This is a genomic window from Methyloceanibacter sp. (genome assembly GCF_058506495.1).
Window position 1 is genome coordinate 1 of sequence record NZ_JBZMXT010000051.1, and the last position, 15,836, is coordinate 15,836.

Below are 15,836 nucleotides of genomic sequence, written 5' to 3' on the forward strand. Positions count from 1 at the left end.
GCATCCTGCGCCGTGTCGCCGAATGTGAAGATCCCGTGCTTATGAAGGATCAGCCCCTCTACGTCGGGTTTTTCATCGAAGACATCGGCGGCAATCTTTGCAAGATCGAAGCCCGGCGCGATGTAGGGGACAAAGCCCATGCGGCCGTTATAGACCTCGCGGGCCAAGGCCGTACCGTCGGGCTGATCGACCAGCGAAAGCACCGCCGCTGCGTGGGCGTGGTCCACGAATTTGTGTGGCAGAAATGCATGGAGAAGCGTTTCCACGGAAGGGTTAGGCGCAGCAGCGTTCAAAAGATTGAGGCGCTGCGTATTGACCATGGCTTCGTCGGAAAGTGCGTCGAGCGCTCTCATCTCCCGCAAGGGGCCGAGCTTCACTTCGGGAAGGCCCCAGGGTTCGATCTCCGCCATATCAGCGCCGGAGCCTTTGACCGCGATCACGTCGTGCTCTTGGCCTAGGTCGTCGACGGCGCGTGTCTTCACGGACGTGTTGCCACCGCCGTGCAAAACGAGCAGTGGATCCCGGCCGATCAGCCGCGTCGTGTAGACTCGAAGCGCGATGTCCTCATTGACGCCCTCGGCGCCATAGGCCTCGACGGCGCGCTTTGCGTCATCGTCATTCCATTGGCTTTTCATGGCGCGGGTTGTGGCAAGTTTCCGCGACCCCGGCAAGACGCGACCGCGTTTTTCCCGGCCCTAAGCCCACACGACGCGAATCCGAGCCTAAACGGCCGTCTTTGGACAGACATTTCTCATTTTTGCCTTGGGAAGATACGGATTCGAAACAAATTTGTTCGAATAATTAAACCTTGAGGGGTGTTTTGGGATTAGGGAGACAATGCTGTGGGTAGATTCCTGAACGCATATAAGCCTGAACGGCACTATATGCGGGGACCAGGCCCGAAATGGCATGCCAAGCACACGACTTCGCTGTTGTCCGCCGCTGGAGCGCAACCTGTTTCTGGCCCAAATCCGGCTGAAGAAGGCAGTTGGGCGAGAGATTTTCGGCTGATCGGCTGGATGGGGCCGATGGCCGCCGCGGTGACGCTCGGCTTTGTGGCTGTGATGGTGCTGGCATAGAGCGAAGACGGCCTGAGCCGTTTTTCGTAGCATTTACAGAATCCGCATGAGCGGCGGCAGGGATCGTGCCTGCCGAACAACGCTGTCAATTTAAAAGATTCGCGAAATTCAAGGCTCTGGGGTTCCCTTTTGGGCCATTGAGTTCCACTGTTAAGCATCACGAGGAAGGGTCCAAAGCTAAGAGAGGTATCTCATGCGCTCAGTTCTCTTCACGATCCTAGCGGGGCTTATCGCAGCACTTGTTGTGGCGAACCCCAAAACAGCGTCGGCCACGCCAGCTGCCGCAGTACTCAAATACAGCCCAGCGACAGTGTCGGAAATTGTACCTGTCCATCGGCGCTACAGGCGGCGGTACTACTATCGACGGCACTATTACCGGCCTTACAGATATTACCGCCGGCCCTATTATCGGCCGTACCGCTACTACGGACGCCGTTACTATCGTTACCCCTACTACGGTCGTAGGTATGGACGCCCACGCGTCAGTGTCTATGTAGGCATCTAGAGGCGGGCTGCCCCGTAACTTAGCTTCGGGAAACACGCGCGGCGTCCCTTGGGCGCCGCGCTTCTTTGTTTATGGCTTTGGTCCTAAAGCCACAGCACCCCTGCAAGGCCGGCCCCTAACATGGCCGCGAGGGTCAAAAGAAGCGGCTTGCCGAGCTTCGCCCCCCCTATCACAAAGGCGATCCCGCACTTCACAGCTGTGTTCACCAAGGCCGCAATCACGATCGCGATTACCGCGACATTAGCATCGCCGGTCTTCGCGAGTTCCGCCATGGAGAGCGTTATTGCGTCTACGTCCGTTAGCCCCGCAATGGCCGCGACGGCATAGACACCACTGTCGGAAAAATTGTCCTGTGCGATCTTCACCGCAACCAATACGACAGCAAAGAAAGCCGCGAATTTCGCTGCGGACGTGACGCTGAACGGGTTGCTCACCTGCAGATCTTCTTTGGCCCTGACTTCCGGTCCATCCGCATGCCTCCGGACGTAGATCAAGGCCGCTACCGCTGCCGCGACCAAAGCCATCGCCGCGAAGGGTATGAAGATTGGGCCGAGAAGAACGCGGTTGACCACCGCGACAACAACCAAGACACGCACGAACATGACCGCCCAAGCGACCAAGATCCCGCTCGCGAACGCCATAGTTTGCGTAGGGTTGGTACGAGCCCCCCGCGCAAAGGAAACCGTCACCGCCGTCGATGCAACAAGGCCACCGGCAAGACCTGTCAGGAGGGCGCCCTTCCCCGGCCCGAGCCACCGCGTCAGGGCGTAACCGACCAATGACAGGCCTGAAATAAGGACGACCAAGAGCCAGAGCTCGTAAGGGTTGATCGCTCCCCATGGGTCAATGGGCTTGTCGGGAAGAAGAGGCAGCGCGATGAAGGTCGCGATCAGCAGCTGAAGACCGGAATAGACGTCGTCCCAGCCGAGCTGCTTCACAAAGCCGTGCATCGGATTCTTGTATGCAAGGACCGCCGTGGTCACGACGGCCAGCGCGACGGCGATTTCTGCACCCCCCAACATCACAATCGCGCCCAGCACGAAGACGACAATCGCTGCGATCTCAGTCGTCAGCCCTAAAGACTGTTGCTGGCCCCGCGTCGTTACAACGTAGCCTGCGACCACGAAGGCGCCCGTGATCAGGAGTCCGGCCACTACGATCCAGTAGGAGTCGAATGCGCGTGCGAGCCAGGCCGTGCACGCCCCGAACAGCGCCAAAAGGATGAACGTGCGCAACCCGGCCGATTGTTCGGTCTTTGCTCGCCGCTCGCGGCGATGCTTCTCCCGCTCAATACCAACAAGAGCGCCGAGCAAGGCCGCGACACCGAAATGGATCGCATCGGACGTCAGGTCGTATTGCTCCATGGCCCGCCCTCCCCTCAGCGGAACCCAGACCGTCGCGGGCCCAGCGAGCTGTGCCTCTCTACGTCAGGAGTATAGCAGCGACAGACCCTCAGCTGACGCCGGGGTCACGCCACGCTCGGTAACGAAGCCCGTGACAAGCCGGGCCGGGGTTACATCGAAGGCATAGTTCGCCGCTGCAGAGCCGGGCGGAGCAATCTCAACCGTTGCGACATTTCCGTCCGGCAACTGTCCTGTCATATGAGTCACTTCGCTCGCGTCTCGCTGCTCGATCGGTATCCTTTGCCCGTCATCGAGCGTCCAATCGATGGTCGAATGAGGCAGTGCGACAAAGAACTGGACGCCGTTGTCCTTTGCGGCGAGCGCCTTCAAATAGGTGCCGATCTTGTTGGCTACGTCTCCGTTGGCCGTGGTGCGGTCCGCCCCCACGATGCACAAGTCCACAAGACCTGCCTGCATCAAATGACCGCCGGCATTGTCGGCGACGATCGTATGCGGCACACCATGGGCACCGAGTTCGAACGCGGTCAAGGACGCTCCCTGATTGCGCGGTCGGGTCTCATCCACCCAGACGTGGACGGAGATACCTTTGTCGAATGCCTTGTAGATAGGCGCGAGCGCCGTACCCCAATCCACCGTGGCGAGCCAGCCAGCGTTGCAGTGGGTGAGAATATTGACGGTCTCCCCCTTCTTGCGCTCCGCGTGGGCCTCAATCAAGCCGACGCCATGCTCACCAATCATGCGACAGGACTCCGCGTCCTGATCGCAAATCTCCGCAGCACGCGCAAACGCGTTAGCGACGCGCTCCTCTTTGGGCAAGGGCTCGAGAACCGCGCGCATTTCGTCGAGCGCCCAACGAAGGTTGACCGCCGTTGGCCTGGCTGCGGCGAGCGTCGCGCAAGCACTTGCGAGCCCCTCATCGGAAGAGTCCTCACGCATGGCAAGTGCCACCCCGTAAGCAGCCGTGGCGCCGATCAGTGGCGCCCCGCGCACCTGCATGGTGGCGATGGCCTTTGCCGCATCTTCAAGCGTTCGAAGAGTGACAATCTCCAGTGCGAAGGGAAGCTTCGTCTGGTCGATGATCTCCGCAGAGACACCATCGCTCCCAAGCCAGATCGTCCGGTAAGGTTTGCCGTCGATATTCATGGGACCGCCATAGCATACATGGCTCGGTCCGTAGAGACCCAAGTGGCGACCCGAGCAGCGACCCAAGTCGAGACCTAAGTCGCGTCCGGCCCTAGTCGCCTTCGAACGTTATGAGCGAATGGCATCGTACGCCAAGTTCCGCCAAGCGCGCGCAGCCGCCAAGATCAGGCAGATCGATAACGAACGCAGCACCAACAACCTCAGCCTTTAGCTGCCGCAGCAGCTCCACGGCCGCAACGGCGGTCCCACCCGTGGCAATAAGATCGTCCACAAGCAAGACCGGCTCGCCGGGGCTCAAAGCATCCTCATGTACCTCGATAACGTCGACGCCATATTCCAGTTCGTATTCCTGGCCAATGGCTTTGGCCGGCAGCTTGCCCTTCTTGCGGATTGGCACGAATCCACAATGCAGGCGATCCGCCGCAGCGCCACCGAGAATGAAACCGCGCGCTTCGATCCCCGCAACAGCCTCGATACGCTGATCCTGGAAAGGCGCCAGAAGCCGCTCCACCGACGCGCGCAAACCCGACGCGTGACCGAATAGCGTGGTTACGTCACGAAACATGATGCCGGGCTTCGGGTAGTCCGGAATCGTACGCACAAGCGACTTGAGATCGATATCGGCGGTCATCAGTTGGAAGCTCCAGTTCGAAGGGCGGAAGAGACGGCAGAACTCGCTTTGATAGCTGAACCAGCGTTGACTGACCAGAACTGGGGCGCCTAGCCCTTGAGGATCCTGCCAGCGACCGCGTCGAGCTTCTTGAGCAGCTCCGGGTCGCGCACTTCTGGCGCGGTGATAATGGCTGTGTCGAGCGCCCGGTCGGAACCTGAAGGGCAAGGCTCGTGCTCATGCGGGAAATCGCGCGCGAGCCTACCCACGAGGCGCGTCGCTTTCTCGGCATTCGCCGTCAGTATACGGATAATATCTTGCACTGTCACCGCATCGTGGTCTGGGTGCCAACAATCGAAGTCCGTCACCATGGCAACGGTCGCGTAGCAAAGCTCCGCCTCGCGGGCGAGTTTTGCCTCAGGCAGATTGGTCATTCCAACCACGGAATATCCCAAGTCCCTATAAGTGAGGCTCTCGGCAAGCGTGGAGAATTGTGGACCCTCCATGCACACATAGGTGCCACCGCGAACGAATGGGATCGCCTCCGCTTCGGCGGCCTCGGCAATACGCATACACAGGCGCGGCGCGACAGGGTGGGCCATAGATACGTGAGCGACGCACCCTGTGCCGAAGAACGATGAGGCACGGCCGTACGTCCGGTCTACAAATTGATCGGCAATTACAAACGTGCCCGGAGGCAATTCTTCCTTATATGACCCACAGGCAGACAGCGAGATCAGGTCAGTCACCCCGGCTCGCTTCAGCACGTCAATGTTTGCTCGATAGTTGATGTCGGAAGGTGAGAGCCGATGGCCTTTATCATGTCGCGGCAGGAAGACGATGGGCAGGCCATTGATATCGCCCAACCGAAGCGCTCCAGAGGGCTCGCCCCAGGGACTATCGATACGCTCTTCGTGCGCGTTTTGGAGGCCCGGTAGATCGTAGAGACCCGACCCGCCAATAATGCCGAGCACTGCTTTTGTCATGCATCCCTCAACTCGAATGAAACCGCGAAGGTCTTGAGAAAATGCCTTCGTCCGGCGCGTCCCCTAGTCGCCCAAGTGCATATAGACCACGGACCAGACATGGCTGCGGCGATTGTCCTCACCGACGGTCTCACCCTCTTTACGGGTATTCATAAGCCAAATCGGTCCCCGACCATTTAGCCCCAGCGGCTTCCCGTTGGCCTCCAGCGCCAGGATGTAGTCAGACCCTTCAATATCTTCGGGCGTGAGGTAGCCGCTGTATCCATTCGAAGCGACGAAGCGGGTTTTGACCTTGGCAGCCTCAACGGCAACCAAGACATCTTGCAAAAGCGGCCCTTTGAATAACGCCTCATCCCCAAGCTCGGCGGTGAGCGCCGTCACCGTCCCTTGGGGCAGTGCGAGAAGCATCTCCCGATCAAAGGCATAGGCGCTGTTGAAGCTGACCTTCAGGTCAGCCAGCGCGCTGTCGCGATCCCTGTCAAAGGCACCCCGGTTCGATTTGCCCACCAATCCGCCGATGGTCAGCAGAACCATACCCGCCGGCTCGGGCACACCGTCATCTTGAGCAACTGCAGCGCACGGAGACGCGGCGGCGAGGCCGACGAGCGCAACGCAAATATAGACGAAGGCTCGCATCATCGGCCGCGATTTAGGTTTCGGACTTCGCCGCGTGATCACGCCTGTGCACTCGCGACCACACCGCTTTCTTGGTGAGATACATGACAATCGCGAACACGATGAGGAAGATCATGATGCGTGCGCCGACCTGGTAGCGCTGTTCCAGATGGGGCTCTGCCGCCCACATCAGGAATGCGGTAACATCCTTTGAATAGTTGCTCACGGTCGCTTCCGTGCCATCCGTGTACTCCACGACACCATCCACAAGCACATTAGGCATTGCTATCTGATGTCCGGGGAAGGCAGCATTGTAGTGCATACCGGTTGACATTTTGAAGTCTACCGGCGGGTCTTCGTACCCGGTCAGCATAGCGTAGATATAGTCCGGGCCTTTTGGGCGTGCCTTCGCCATCACAGACAAATCTGGCGGCAACGCGCCACCATTCGCGGCACGGGCGGCCTGAGCATTCGCATAAGGCGCACGGAACCGGTCCGACGGTCGACCTGGCCGTTGAAACATTTTGCCCGTGTCGTCGGGACCGTCCGTAATCTGCGCTTGTGCCGCGAGAGCGCTGACGGCAGCCTCGGAGAATTGCGGACCGCCCGGCTCTCCCAGGTTTCGATAAGACAGCAAGTTCATCGAGTGGCAGTTGGCGCAAACGCGCTGGTAGACCTTGTAGCCGCGCTGCAGTTGCGCCCGGTCGAAACGGCCGAAAGGTGGCGCCCACGACCACTCTTGAGCGGCAATCTCAGGGCCCTCGCCAGCAGCGTGACTGATGCTTGGGAGTGCGGCTGCCGAAAAGGCGCAAAGTGCGAGAATTGCCAACGACCTTCGCAGAAGCCTCATTATGCTCTCCCCTCAGCAGCGGCGGCAGCGACCGCTCCGCCCGGCATCGCGTCGACGCTACTGTCCTTCGGCGGCTTCGCGACGGGCGCCGAAGAGGCCTGCGGCCCAAGGACGGACTCCGTGATGCTGCCAGGCAGCCTCTTTGGCTTCTCGATCAGTCCCACAATGGGCATGACCAGTAGGAAGAAGGCGAAGTAGTAGGCCGTGAAGACGCGGCTAAAGAACACATACCAGCCTTCCGCGACCTGCGCTCCAAGATAGCCGAGCGCGATGCACGAAATAATAAATAGCCAGAAGAACCACTTGAAGATGGGCCGATAACTGACGGAGCGGATCCGTGATGTGTCGAGCCATGGGATCACGAACAGCACAGCAATCGAGGCAAACATCGCGATGACGCCCATCAGCTTGTCGGGAATCGCACGCAAGATCGCGTAGAACGGCAGGAAGTACCATTCGGGCACAATGTGTGCCGGTGTCACTAACGGATCGGCGGGAATGTAGTTGTCTGAATGCCCGAGATAGTTCGGCGCATAAAAGACCAACCCTGCAAACAGGATGAAGAACATTACTGCGGCGAACCCATCCTTGATCGTGAAGTAAGGGTGGAACGACAACGTGTCGGACGACGTCTTCACATCCACGCCCGTTGGATTGTTGCTACCCGGAATGTGAAGCGCCCAAACGTGCAGAACCACGACGCCCGCAATGATGAAGGGGAAGAGGTAATGCAGCGAGAAGAGCCTGTTCAGCGTTGGCTCACCCACCGAGAACCCGCCCCAGATCCATTGCACCAACATCGTGCCAAAGCCCGGGATCACAGAGTCCAGCGATGAGAAGAGGTTCGTGATAACTGTCACGGCCCAGAAGCTCATCTGACCCCAGACCAACGAGTAGCCCATGAAGGCTGTCGCGATCATAAGCAAAAAGATCAGGCAGCCCAGAATCCATAGAATTTCTCTGGGAGCCTTGTAGGAGCCGTAATACAGTCCACGAAACATATGGATGTAGGCGGCGAGGAAGAACATCGACGCACCGACGGCGTGCGCGTATCGCAGCAGCCACCCCCAGTTCACGTCGCGCATAATCTTTTCGATCGAGTTGAACGCGTCAGCCGTGGTCGGCTGGTAATGCATGGCCAGCACGATTCCGGTGGCAATCTGCGCGACAAGCAAGAAGCTCAAAATAGCGCCAAACGTCCAGAGGTAGTTCAGGTTGCGCGGCGCAGGAAAGACCACGAATTGATCGTGAACGAGCCGCGGAATGGGGAGGCGAGAGTCCAACCAACGGGCAAAGCCGGACGTAGGCTGGTAAGTCGATTCATGAGCCATGACTTTGCGCTATCCGATCTTAATTTTGGTGTCAGAGGTGAAGGCGTAAGGCGGGATGTACATATTCTCGGGCGCCGGTCCTTTTCGGATGCGCCCCGCGGTATCGTATGACGAACCGTGGCAAGGGCAGAACCACCCTCCGTACTCTCCCTTATAGGCACCGACGCTCTGTCCCTGCGGAATGCAGCCGAGATGGGTGCAGACCCCGATCATGACGAGCCATGGCTCCTTATCTAGAGCCGCGCGGTTCTCGTCGGTCGCGGGCGCCGTATCCGCCAAATTCATGTTTCGCGCGAGCGGATCAGGCAAGGCGCTGAGCTCGACGTTTCTTGCCTCCTCAACTTCTTCAGCCGTTCGATTCCGGATGAAGACCGGCTTGCCACGCCACATGACCGTAATCGCCTGGCCCTCTTCAACGGGGGCTAGGTCCACTTCAATCGTGGCCAGCGACAAGGTCGAGGCGTCAGGGTTCATCTGATCGAGCAACGGCCACAGCGCGGCCGCGCCGCCGATGGCCGCGAAGGCCCCAGCGGCGATCATCATCACGTCGCGGCGCGACGGATCATTTTCTTCATGATCGAGAGAAGGATCGGCGGAAGTATCTGAACTGGCCATGAAGCCAAACGCTCCCAGTTTGATGGAGCCGAAGAGAGCAAAAGCCCAGCCTCTCGGCCCTCTTGTTTAAAGCACAATGCGTGCCGCAATGTATTGTGGGCACGGTGCGCGCCGCAAATAATTGAGGCACGTAGCGTGCGTTGAAAGTGTTATTGCCCAGCCATGCGGCGCGGTGCAACGCGATTCATGGCGGTTTTCTGTCATTACAGCAGGGTGTTGTCCAGCGGCCACTGTGGTCAAATCGGCGCAGGCTGATGTTGACGAACGACGGGGACCAACTGCCCTTGGCAATAACATGATGTTACACGCACATTTCTGTAACGGAACAACACAATAGTTGGATTGTGCAAAACAACAATTTCATCACGCGGGGAAACATGGACGCACAGGGATCGCTAGAGAGCTTCAAAGCCAACAAAGACAAAGCAAAAATCTGGTTTGAGGAACTGCGAGACAGGATGCTTGCCGCGCTCGAAGCCGTCGAGGATGGGGCCGATGGCGCCCCTGGATGCGATGGCAAGGAGGCTGGCCGCTTCGTGCGCACGCCGTGGGAGCGCGAGGAAGGCGGCGGCGGCGTGATGTCCCTGATGTCAGGCCGCGTTTTCGAGAAAGTCGGCTGCCACACATCGACCGTCCATGGGGAGTTCCCGAAAGAGTTCGCCAGCCAAATTCCGGGCGCGGACGAAGACCCACGGTTCTGGGCCTCGGGAATGTCCTTCATCGCCCACCCGACAAACCCCAACGCGCCCACCGGCCACATGAACACCCGCATGGTGGTAACCTCGAAGGGCTGGTTTGGCGGCGGCGGCGATCTTACGCCTGTGCTGAACCGGCGGCGCGTCCAGGAGGACCCGGATGCGAAGGATTTTCACGCGGCCATGAAGAAGTCGTGCGAGGGGCAGCCTTCCGCCGACTACCCGCGCTTCAAGGAATGGTGCGATGAGTACTTTTACCTCAAGCACCGTGATGAACCGCGCGGCATCGGCGGCATTTTCTACGACTATCTGGATACAGGCGACTGGGACGCGGACTTCGCCTTCACCCAAGACGTGGGCAAGGCCTTTGTCGGCATCTATCCGGAGCTGGTGGCGCGTAATATCGGCACGCCTTGGACCGAAGAAGACCGCACCGAACAGCTCATCCGACGCGGCCGCTATGTGGAGTACAATCTGCTCTACGACCGGGGCACGATTTTCGGGCTCAAGACCGGCGGCAATGTCGAGGCAATTCTATCCTCCATGCCCCCGCTGGTTATGTGGCCTTAGCCCCGCACGCCTGCGTACATGATGGGCGTGCCGTCGGCGAACTGGGTGGCGGCCTGGAGATCGGCGATGTGGCCGGTGATGATCGCGGTGGCGGAAAGAGCGGCGAAGCCTAGCGCCAGACCAACGATCCTCTTTCCTGTAATGTTCGCCATAACCTGTTCCCTTCTCCGGCATCGGCGCGCGTCCTTCTCGCGCGTCGTGGGAACAGGTTTAGGGAGTTGCGGCTGAACCCAATCTGAGGGGGCCGTTCATCTGGCGTTTAGGTTGTGGTTAACGGGCCGCAACCCTTTGCCCAGCAAGGCTCAAAGCGGGCTAAAGCGGCGGAAAAAGGGTTGCAAACGCCGCGTCATTCCCTCATCTTTGCAGGACCGGGCGCCCGCTGTTGGGCGTGGACTAGGACGACGGTTAGCGACGAACGAAACGAAGAGCTCGACCCTTTCCTGACATCTGAAGACGCCATGGGCTTCTTCCTTGAGGGACTCACCTGAGAAGGCCTCAAGCGAGGGGGTCGCGTGGCCCGTTATTTTGAACTTAAAGAACGGGAAAGGACTCCCCTACAATGTCTCGTGTCAATGGCACCGTGAAATTCTTCAATCACACCCGCGGCTTCGGCTTTATCGAGCCGGAAGATGGCGGAAAGGACATTTTCGTCCACGCTTCCGCCGTCGAACGTGCAGGCATGCCGCCGCTCAACGAGGGCGACAAAGTGTCCTTCGAGATCGAGGACGACCGCCGCGGGCGCGGTAAGCAGGCCGCGAACCTGCAGGCTGCGCAGTAACGCATCGCCAGGCGCTTCTCGTACAGGCGCCGATAGCTCGTTCACAACCGCCGGGCCCAACGGGTCCGGCGGTTTCTTTTTGCTGGCCAAGGAACCTCGTTTCTGCGCCGACGTTCAGCTGGTGTTCATATGACCAGGCCTAGTGTGCCGCGAAACGGGGACACACTGGCCCCACGGATCTGGGGGGTTCGCTCAACCACCACGGCGCGAACGGCAACCGCGCCGCAGCTGAGGAACGGAAACGATGGGTCGGAAATTATATTTTGCGTTTGTCGCGGCGCTGGCCGCAATCTTTGCAATGGCGGCAGTGGTGCCGGCGGAAGCTGGACGCGGCCATGGGAAAGGCTGGAAAGGCGGCGGCGGCCGCTACGTCCAGAACAACTATTACGTCCGGCGCGGCAATAGCTCTAACGCGCTGGCCGCGGGGCTGATCGGCTTGGGCGTCGGCGCAGTTCTCGGCAGCGCCCTGACCCCCAAAACAGTCTACGTAGCGCCGCCTGCGCGGCCTGTTGGGTACCGGCCCCGGCCTTGGACCGAAGACTGGTTTGCGTACTGCCATTCGCGCTATCGCAGCTTCGACCCACGGTCGGGGACCTATCTCGGCTATGATGGCTACGAGCACTTCTGCCGCTAGGGACCAGTTCTCCCGAGACAACACAGCCCCGCCGAATCGACATGTGGCGGGCTGTTGCATGAGCGCCACAAGATTGGCAGCACGCGCGCCATGCGCTCGCCTCGGTTTAGCCGGCAGTCATCATAAGCGGTTGAGCTTAAATGTAATTTTTGTTCACGAACCGTGATCGCCGCTGTGACCTATTGCGTCTTGAATGCGACGCGGTCCCGCCGCAAAATTACACTAAATAACGAGTGTGACTCGTACGGCGCGCCAATTTTGCTTGCCGCGCGCTTGGTTTTGTTGTCTTGACGCAAACGCGCATTGCAGCCCAGCGACTATCGTCCTGGTGAGGCTAGCAATATCGAAGCTAAATAATCCGAGGACTGCCGCAGACCATGTCCGTTGTCGCCGAACCCGCGATCAGTGAAATCTCCCGCGACCAGCCAAACGCCCCGGCGGACCGAGAGGCGCTCCAGAAAATCCGGCCCTACCAGGGGATGGTGGCGTGGCCAACCGTTTATCTTGCGATTGGCATCGTGGTGGCATTTGCAACCGTGTGCACGCTCGGCACCGTCGGGATCATCCCGCTCTGGGTCGGACTGATCCTGAATACTTTTATCCTGTACGCGTGCCAAACGCCGCTGCACGAGGCTTGCCACGGCAACATCGCCGGCAAGAACTCGCGCTATTTATGGCTGAACCATCTCGTCGGCTACGCATGCGGCACGATCCTGCTGCACGAATACAAAGCCTTCCGCTACATGCATCTGGCGCATCATCGCGAAACCAACGATCCGGAACTCGATCCCGACCACTGGGTCGCGGTTAAGAACCCGTTCCTGGTTGCGTGGCGCTGCCTGACGATCGTGTTCGTCTACCACAACTATTTTTGGCGGCACATTGCCTTCCATCCACACATCCCGGGCATGCGCAGCCTTACGATTCAGATCGCTTTGATGAATGCTCTGTACTACGCGATCATTATCGGCCTCTGCGTGATCGGCTATTGGCGCGAAGTGCTGATGCTTTGGGTCTTCCCTCATATTCTCGCATCAGCGCTCATCATCTACTTCTTCGCCTATCTGCCGCACAAGCCGCATACGTCTCGCGAACGTTATCGGGACACAAACGTCTTTTGGGTACATGGGAAGATCATGGAGCCTCTCGTGGATTGGCTCTACCTTTTCCAGAACTTCCACCTCATCCATCATCTGTTCCCGCGCATCCCCTTCTACAAGTACAAAGATGCGTTCAACGATCTGCGGCCCGTGCTGGATAAGGAACACGCTCACATCTACGAATACGACTTCGGCCCGCATCGGGAGACCGCAACAGAAGCGCGATAGCGGACGAGCTGATCTCAATCGGGACAGACGAAATAGCCGGGCGACAACTCGGCTATTTTTTTGCCCGAGCGCTTCCTCGGCGCGCAGGCCGTAGTCCTCGCATGTTTTAGTTCAAGCGAGTTTTCGGGCGACGATAAAAGGTACAGAAAAATCGGTTACGAAGTGCCGCGTCTCGAGGATCTCAAATCCTTGCGCTTCGATGGCAGCCTTCAGCTCTGACTCTTTTTGAAAGCGGACAAAGGGCGCCTTGCCCAGCATCTGCATGAGCGGAAGCGCGATCTTCATGAAACGCCACTTTAGTGGGGCCCCTGGGCGGAGGCCACAAAAGGTCTTGGAGATAAACAGGCCGCCAGGCTTTAGCACCGACGCAATCTTCCGAAGATCGTCATCAAGCGTCGGCAGCAGGTGCAACAGATTGAAACCGAGCACCGCATCGAATGGCGTGTTCTGATCCCGGATTTCGCCCACTGCTGCTGTCTGAAATGCAACATTGGCGACACCCTTTTTCACAGCCTCGTCGATCGCTATGCGGATCATGCTGCTTGAAATATCGCTACCCACATAGGTGTCCACGCCGTCGCATAGTTTCAGCGCCGTCGTGCCCGTCCCGCAGCCGATCTCCAGGACGCGCTGATCCTCGTCCAAATAGTGCCGCGTACGATCGAGCGTCGCGTCATACGCCGCTTCGTTGGCGATAGGCTGCTTGGCGTATTTCTCCGCCTGAGAATCCCAGAACTGTGCTGAATCGACCATGAGTGGGCTCCTTTCGAGGGCAGAGATTGCCATGCATTCTTGGAATGTGAATTGCCAAAATTCGCAGTCTGTGTATGCAAAAATGCATGAACTGGCAGGCGATCTCTTTTGACTGGAATCAGGTCCGGGCCTTTCTCGCGACCGCCGAGGAAGGTTCCTTCTCTCAGGCAGCCCGAGTCCTCGGGCTGACACAACCGACCCTTGGGCGCCAGGTTGCGGCGCTTGAAGAAGACCTCGGCGTCATGCTGTTTCAGAGAATCGGGCGTTCCCTGGAGCTGACGCCATCGGGCCTGGAACTTCTCGACCATGTCCGCGTCATGGGAGACGCGGCGCATCGCGTCTCGCTAGCTGCGTCAGGACAGAGCCAGACCATCGAAGGCGTAGTCCGTGTCACCGCGACAAACATGTACGCCGTGTACTTCCTACCGCCCGTCATCGAGCGTCTGCACGAACTCTCTCCGAAGCTGGAGATCGACATCGTTGCGTCGAACGAGCTTCGCGACCTGCGGCGACGCGAGGCCGACATAGCCATTCGTCATGTGCGGCCTCAAGAGCCGGACCTCGTTGGGCGACTTGTCGCCGAGAGCGATGGCAGCCTCTACGCATCGAGACGCTACCTGAGCCGGTATGGACGTCCCAACTCTCCCGCCGACCTAGAGGGGCACTACTTTATCGGCAGCAACAACCAACAAGAGATGGTGAGCTATCTCAGCAGGCTCGGCATCACGCCCGCGCGGGAGAACTTTCGCTTTGGCACAGACTGCGCACTCGTGATGTGGGAGATGGCACGCCAAGGCTTCGGCATGTGTCTCATGGCTTCCGCTATTGCCGACAGGACGCCGGGAATGGAGCCTGTATTCCCGGAGCTAGCTCCCATGAAGTTCCCAACATGGCTCGTCGCACACCAGGAACTCTATACGAGCCGACGCATTCGCCTCGTCTACGACACCCTTGCAGAGTTTCTCTCCAACAGGTCGCTCCGCAATGAGGCGGCCCGTCACAGTGACAACGGATAAGGATCCGGCTCATCCCAAAACCATCACAAGACGTGAAGCCGAAGCCTGCGCGACTGTTCAGCTCGTTTGCTCGAAGTTGAGTTCGGCCGGCGAGATCAGTACGCCAAACTGCTGGCACAAAATCACGACGGAAGGAAAATCTTTCAGGTCGACGCCATCGGGAATTGCATAGTTCTGGCTGCCCTTGAACGCACGCAAGCGCCCGAGATCAACGAACATCGTATCCTTCACTTCGCCCGATGACCGAATGCCGGATTTCGGCACGAGATAGACGTGGTAGTCGGGGCCTGGACCGACCTAAAAATCCGCTTCAAGGAACACCGTACTTGGATACACGCTCACTGAGCCGTTGCCGTAATGAACCGGGTCGTTCGGATCGGCATGGATGAACGTGCCATTGGCGACAAGCGCACCGGCTTCATCACGATTGAGCGCCTCCATCGAGTCTGGCGGTGGGAACAGATAGGAGAACAACAGAATGCCGAGTCCCAATCCTAAGACCGTACCGATCAGACCGCCTCACGGAAACCCTTTGAAGAACCGCCACATGTTGCGCCTCCAAAGCCCGCAATCAATTTGAGGAGTGCTAGGACCTTGCCATGGCGCGTCAATTAAGGCGAGCGGCAGACACCGAGCCGTTATGCTTAGTGAACCTGAAGCTCACCCTCCACAAAGCTGAACTCTGCAGGCGAAATAAGCGCCTTGTGCGCCACACGCACACGATAGAGCGGTCCCTCCAGATTCGCGTTCCAGAAGTCCAGGAACTCCGAAAGGCGAGGGAAGCACGGTGCAAGATCGAAGTCCTGCCAAACATAGCTTTGGAGAAGCTCCATATGGTCGGGAAGGCGGTAGAGAATTTCAGCGGTGGTCAGTGAATACCCAGCGATTTGATCGGTAAAGGCTCGGTCCATCAGTCCTTGTCCCCCAATTATCTGGACGTGTTTCCGACTCATCGATGCTAGGA

At 58.8% G+C, this 15,836-nt stretch carries 20 protein-coding genes and 1 pseudogene; 7 read left to right on the forward strand and 14 right to left on the reverse strand.

What is annotated here, in order from left to right; translation table 11 throughout:
- Positions 1 to 635, reverse strand: a 635-nt coding sequence (locus AC33YF_RS09550; protein ID WP_491776976.1) for a class II aldolase/adducin family protein, incomplete at its 3' end; no start/stop codon positions are given.
- A 207-nt stretch (positions 636 to 842) separates the two neighbouring features.
- On the opposite strand from AC33YF_RS09550, the gene AC33YF_RS09555 reads away from it, so the two are divergent.
- Together AC33YF_RS09555 and AC33YF_RS09560 are read left to right on the forward strand one after the other, a co-directional pair.
- A complete protein-coding gene (locus AC33YF_RS09555; RefSeq protein WP_491776977.1) occupies positions 843 to 1,079 on the forward strand; it encodes a hypothetical protein in 237 nt (78 codons plus the stop codon).
- Between the two features lie 193 nt (positions 1,080 to 1,272).
- Positions 1,273 to 1,584: a hypothetical protein gene (locus tag AC33YF_RS09560; RefSeq protein ID WP_491776978.1), complete on the forward strand. Its 312-nt coding sequence runs from the start codon at positions 1,273 to 1,275 to the stop codon at positions 1,582 to 1,584.
- A gap of 83 nt (positions 1,585 to 1,667) precedes the next feature.
- Here the strand turns inward: AC33YF_RS09560 and AC33YF_RS09565 are convergent, their stop codons facing one another.
- The 8 genes from AC33YF_RS09565 to petA form a co-directional block, all read right to left on the reverse strand.
- Entirely contained in the window at positions 1,668 to 2,948 is a 1,281-nt protein-coding gene (locus AC33YF_RS09565; protein ID WP_491776979.1) for an MgtC/SapB family protein, read from the reverse strand.
- Between the two features lie 63 nt (positions 2,949 to 3,011).
- Complete coding sequence (mtnA, locus tag AC33YF_RS09570) at positions 3,012 to 4,091, reverse strand: S-methyl-5-thioribose-1-phosphate isomerase (RefSeq protein WP_491776980.1); 1,080 nt, start codon at positions 4,089 to 4,091, stop codon at positions 3,012 to 3,014.
- Positions 4,092 to 4,182: 91 nt separating this feature from the next.
- Positions 4,183 to 4,722, reverse strand: a complete 540-nt coding sequence (locus AC33YF_RS09575; protein WP_491776981.1) for an adenine phosphoribosyltransferase — start codon at positions 4,720 to 4,722, stop codon at positions 4,183 to 4,185.
- Positions 4,723 to 4,811: 89 nt separating this feature from the next.
- Positions 4,812 to 5,687 carry an S-methyl-5'-thioadenosine phosphorylase gene (locus AC33YF_RS09580; protein ID WP_491776982.1) on the reverse strand — a complete coding sequence of 292 codons (876 nt, stop codon included), beginning with the start codon at positions 5,685 to 5,687 and terminating at the stop codon, positions 4,812 to 4,814.
- 63 nt (positions 5,688 to 5,750) lie between these two features.
- The gene (locus AC33YF_RS09585) at positions 5,751 to 6,326 is read right to left on the reverse strand and encodes a hypothetical protein (RefSeq protein ID WP_491776983.1); all 576 of its coding nucleotides are present in this window, start codon (positions 6,324 to 6,326) and stop codon (positions 5,751 to 5,753) included.
- 10 nt (positions 6,327 to 6,336) lie between these two features.
- On the reverse strand, positions 6,337 to 7,152 hold the full coding sequence (locus AC33YF_RS09590; RefSeq protein ID WP_491776984.1) for a cytochrome c1: 816 nt from the start codon (positions 7,150 to 7,152) through the stop codon (positions 6,337 to 6,339).
- Complete coding sequence (locus AC33YF_RS09595; protein WP_491776985.1) at positions 7,152 to 8,483, reverse strand: cytochrome b; 1,332 nt, start codon at positions 8,481 to 8,483, stop codon at positions 7,152 to 7,154. The genes AC33YF_RS09590 and AC33YF_RS09595 overlap by 1 nt, the downstream gene beginning before the upstream one ends.
- A 9-nt stretch (positions 8,484 to 8,492) precedes the next feature.
- Entirely contained in the window at positions 8,493 to 9,098 is a 606-nt protein-coding gene (petA, locus tag AC33YF_RS09600; RefSeq protein ID WP_491776986.1) for a ubiquinol-cytochrome c reductase iron-sulfur subunit, read from the reverse strand.
- A 377-nt stretch (positions 9,099 to 9,475) separates the two neighbouring features.
- Here petA and hemF point away from each other — a divergent pair, with 377 nt between their 5' ends.
- A complete protein-coding gene (gene hemF / locus AC33YF_RS09605; RefSeq protein ID WP_491776987.1) occupies positions 9,476 to 10,363 on the forward strand; it encodes an oxygen-dependent coproporphyrinogen oxidase in 888 nt (295 codons plus the stop codon).
- On the opposite strand, the gene AC33YF_RS09610 is transcribed toward hemF, so the two are convergent.
- Entirely contained in the window at positions 10,360 to 10,515 is a 156-nt protein-coding gene (locus tag AC33YF_RS09610; protein ID WP_491776988.1) for a hypothetical protein, read from the reverse strand. The two genes, hemF and AC33YF_RS09610, sit on opposite strands and share 4 nt — an antisense overlap.
- 407 nt (positions 10,516 to 10,922) lie before the next feature.
- Here AC33YF_RS09610 and AC33YF_RS09615 point away from each other — a divergent pair, with 407 nt between their 5' ends.
- The 3 genes from AC33YF_RS09615 (at position 10,923) to AC33YF_RS09625 (ending at position 13,103) form a co-directional block, all read left to right on the forward strand.
- Entirely contained in the window at positions 10,923 to 11,141 is a 219-nt protein-coding gene (locus AC33YF_RS09615; RefSeq protein ID WP_491776989.1) for a cold-shock protein, read from the forward strand.
- Positions 11,142 to 11,385: 244 nt separating this feature from the next.
- Positions 11,386 to 11,775, forward strand: a complete 390-nt coding sequence (locus AC33YF_RS09620; protein ID WP_491776990.1) for a BA14K family protein — start codon at positions 11,386 to 11,388, stop codon at positions 11,773 to 11,775.
- Between the two features lie 377 nt (positions 11,776 to 12,152).
- The gene (locus tag AC33YF_RS09625) at positions 12,153 to 13,103 is read left to right on the forward strand and encodes a fatty acid desaturase family protein (protein WP_491776991.1); all 951 of its coding nucleotides are present in this window, start codon (positions 12,153 to 12,155) and stop codon (positions 13,101 to 13,103) included.
- 111 nt (positions 13,104 to 13,214) lie between these two features.
- On the opposite strand, the gene AC33YF_RS09630 is transcribed toward AC33YF_RS09625, so the two are convergent.
- A complete protein-coding gene (locus AC33YF_RS09630) occupies positions 13,215 to 13,856 on the reverse strand; it encodes a class I SAM-dependent methyltransferase (protein ID WP_491776992.1) in 642 nt (213 codons plus the stop codon).
- 86 nt (positions 13,857 to 13,942) lie between these two features.
- On the opposite strand from AC33YF_RS09630, the gene AC33YF_RS09635 reads away from it, so the two are divergent.
- The gene (locus AC33YF_RS09635) at positions 13,943 to 14,872 is read left to right on the forward strand and encodes a LysR family transcriptional regulator (protein WP_491776993.1); all 930 of its coding nucleotides are present in this window, start codon (positions 13,943 to 13,945) and stop codon (positions 14,870 to 14,872) included.
- 57 nt (positions 14,873 to 14,929) lie between these two features.
- On the opposite strand, the pseudogene AC33YF_RS09640 reads toward AC33YF_RS09635, so the two are convergent.
- The 3 genes and pseudogenes from AC33YF_RS09640 to AC33YF_RS09650 all read right to left on the reverse strand — a co-directional run.
- Positions 14,930 to 15,154 (reverse strand): annotated as a pseudogene (locus AC33YF_RS09640) (DM13 domain-containing protein); the annotation flags it as partial.
- A 15-nt stretch (positions 15,155 to 15,169) separates the two neighbouring features.
- Entirely contained in the window at positions 15,170 to 15,364 is a 195-nt protein-coding gene (locus AC33YF_RS09645) for a hypothetical protein (RefSeq protein WP_491776994.1), read from the reverse strand.
- A gap of 152 nt (positions 15,365 to 15,516) precedes the next feature.
- Positions 15,517 to 15,783, reverse strand: coding sequence for an usg protein (locus tag AC33YF_RS09650; protein ID WP_491776995.1), 267 nt, complete (start codon positions 15,781 to 15,783; stop codon positions 15,517 to 15,519).
- Positions 15,784 to 15,836: the final 53 nt, after the last annotated feature.

Bases quoted from the DNA above. Each gene is read 5' to 3' on its own strand.
- AC33YF_RS09560 (WP_491776978.1), top strand. From the start codon at position 1,273: ATGCGCTCAGTTCTCTTCACGATCCTAGCGGGGCTTATCGCAGCACTT.
- AC33YF_RS09565 (WP_491776979.1), bottom strand. From the start codon at position 2,948: ATGGAGCAATACGACCTGACGTCCGATGCGATCCATTTCGGTGTCGCG.
- mtnA (WP_491776980.1), bottom strand. From the start codon at position 4,091: ATGAATATCGACGGCAAACCTTACCGGACGATCTGGCTTGGGAGCGAT.
- AC33YF_RS09575 (WP_491776981.1), bottom strand. From the start codon at position 4,722: ATGACCGCCGATATCGATCTCAAGTCGCTTGTGCGTACGATTCCGGAC.
- AC33YF_RS09580 (WP_491776982.1), bottom strand. From the start codon at position 5,687: ATGACAAAAGCAGTGCTCGGCATTATTGGCGGGTCGGGTCTCTACGAT.
- AC33YF_RS09585 (WP_491776983.1), bottom strand. From the start codon at position 6,326: ATGATGCGAGCCTTCGTCTATATTTGCGTTGCGCTCGTCGGCCTCGCC.
- AC33YF_RS09590 (WP_491776984.1), bottom strand. From the start codon at position 7,152: ATGAGGCTTCTGCGAAGGTCGTTGGCAATTCTCGCACTTTGCGCCTTT.
- AC33YF_RS09595 (WP_491776985.1), bottom strand. From the start codon at position 8,483: ATGGCTCATGAATCGACTTACCAGCCTACGTCCGGCTTTGCCCGTTGG.
- petA (WP_491776986.1), bottom strand. From the start codon at position 9,098: ATGGCCAGTTCAGATACTTCCGCCGATCCTTCTCTCGATCATGAAGAA.
- hemF (WP_491776987.1), top strand. From the start codon at position 9,476: ATGGACGCACAGGGATCGCTAGAGAGCTTCAAAGCCAACAAAGACAAA.
- AC33YF_RS09610 (WP_491776988.1), bottom strand. From the start codon at position 10,515: ATGGCGAACATTACAGGAAAGAGGATCGTTGGTCTGGCGCTAGGCTTC.
- AC33YF_RS09615 (WP_491776989.1), top strand. From the start codon at position 10,923: ATGTCTCGTGTCAATGGCACCGTGAAATTCTTCAATCACACCCGCGGC.
- AC33YF_RS09620 (WP_491776990.1), top strand. From the start codon at position 11,386: ATGGGTCGGAAATTATATTTTGCGTTTGTCGCGGCGCTGGCCGCAATC.
- AC33YF_RS09625 (WP_491776991.1), top strand. From the start codon at position 12,153: ATGTCCGTTGTCGCCGAACCCGCGATCAGTGAAATCTCCCGCGACCAG.
- AC33YF_RS09630 (WP_491776992.1), bottom strand. From the start codon at position 13,856: ATGGTCGATTCAGCACAGTTCTGGGATTCTCAGGCGGAGAAATACGCC.
- AC33YF_RS09635 (WP_491776993.1), top strand. From the start codon at position 13,943: ATGAACTGGCAGGCGATCTCTTTTGACTGGAATCAGGTCCGGGCCTTT.
- AC33YF_RS09650 (WP_491776995.1), bottom strand. From the start codon at position 15,783: ATGGACCGAGCCTTTACCGATCAAATCGCTGGGTATTCACTGACCACC.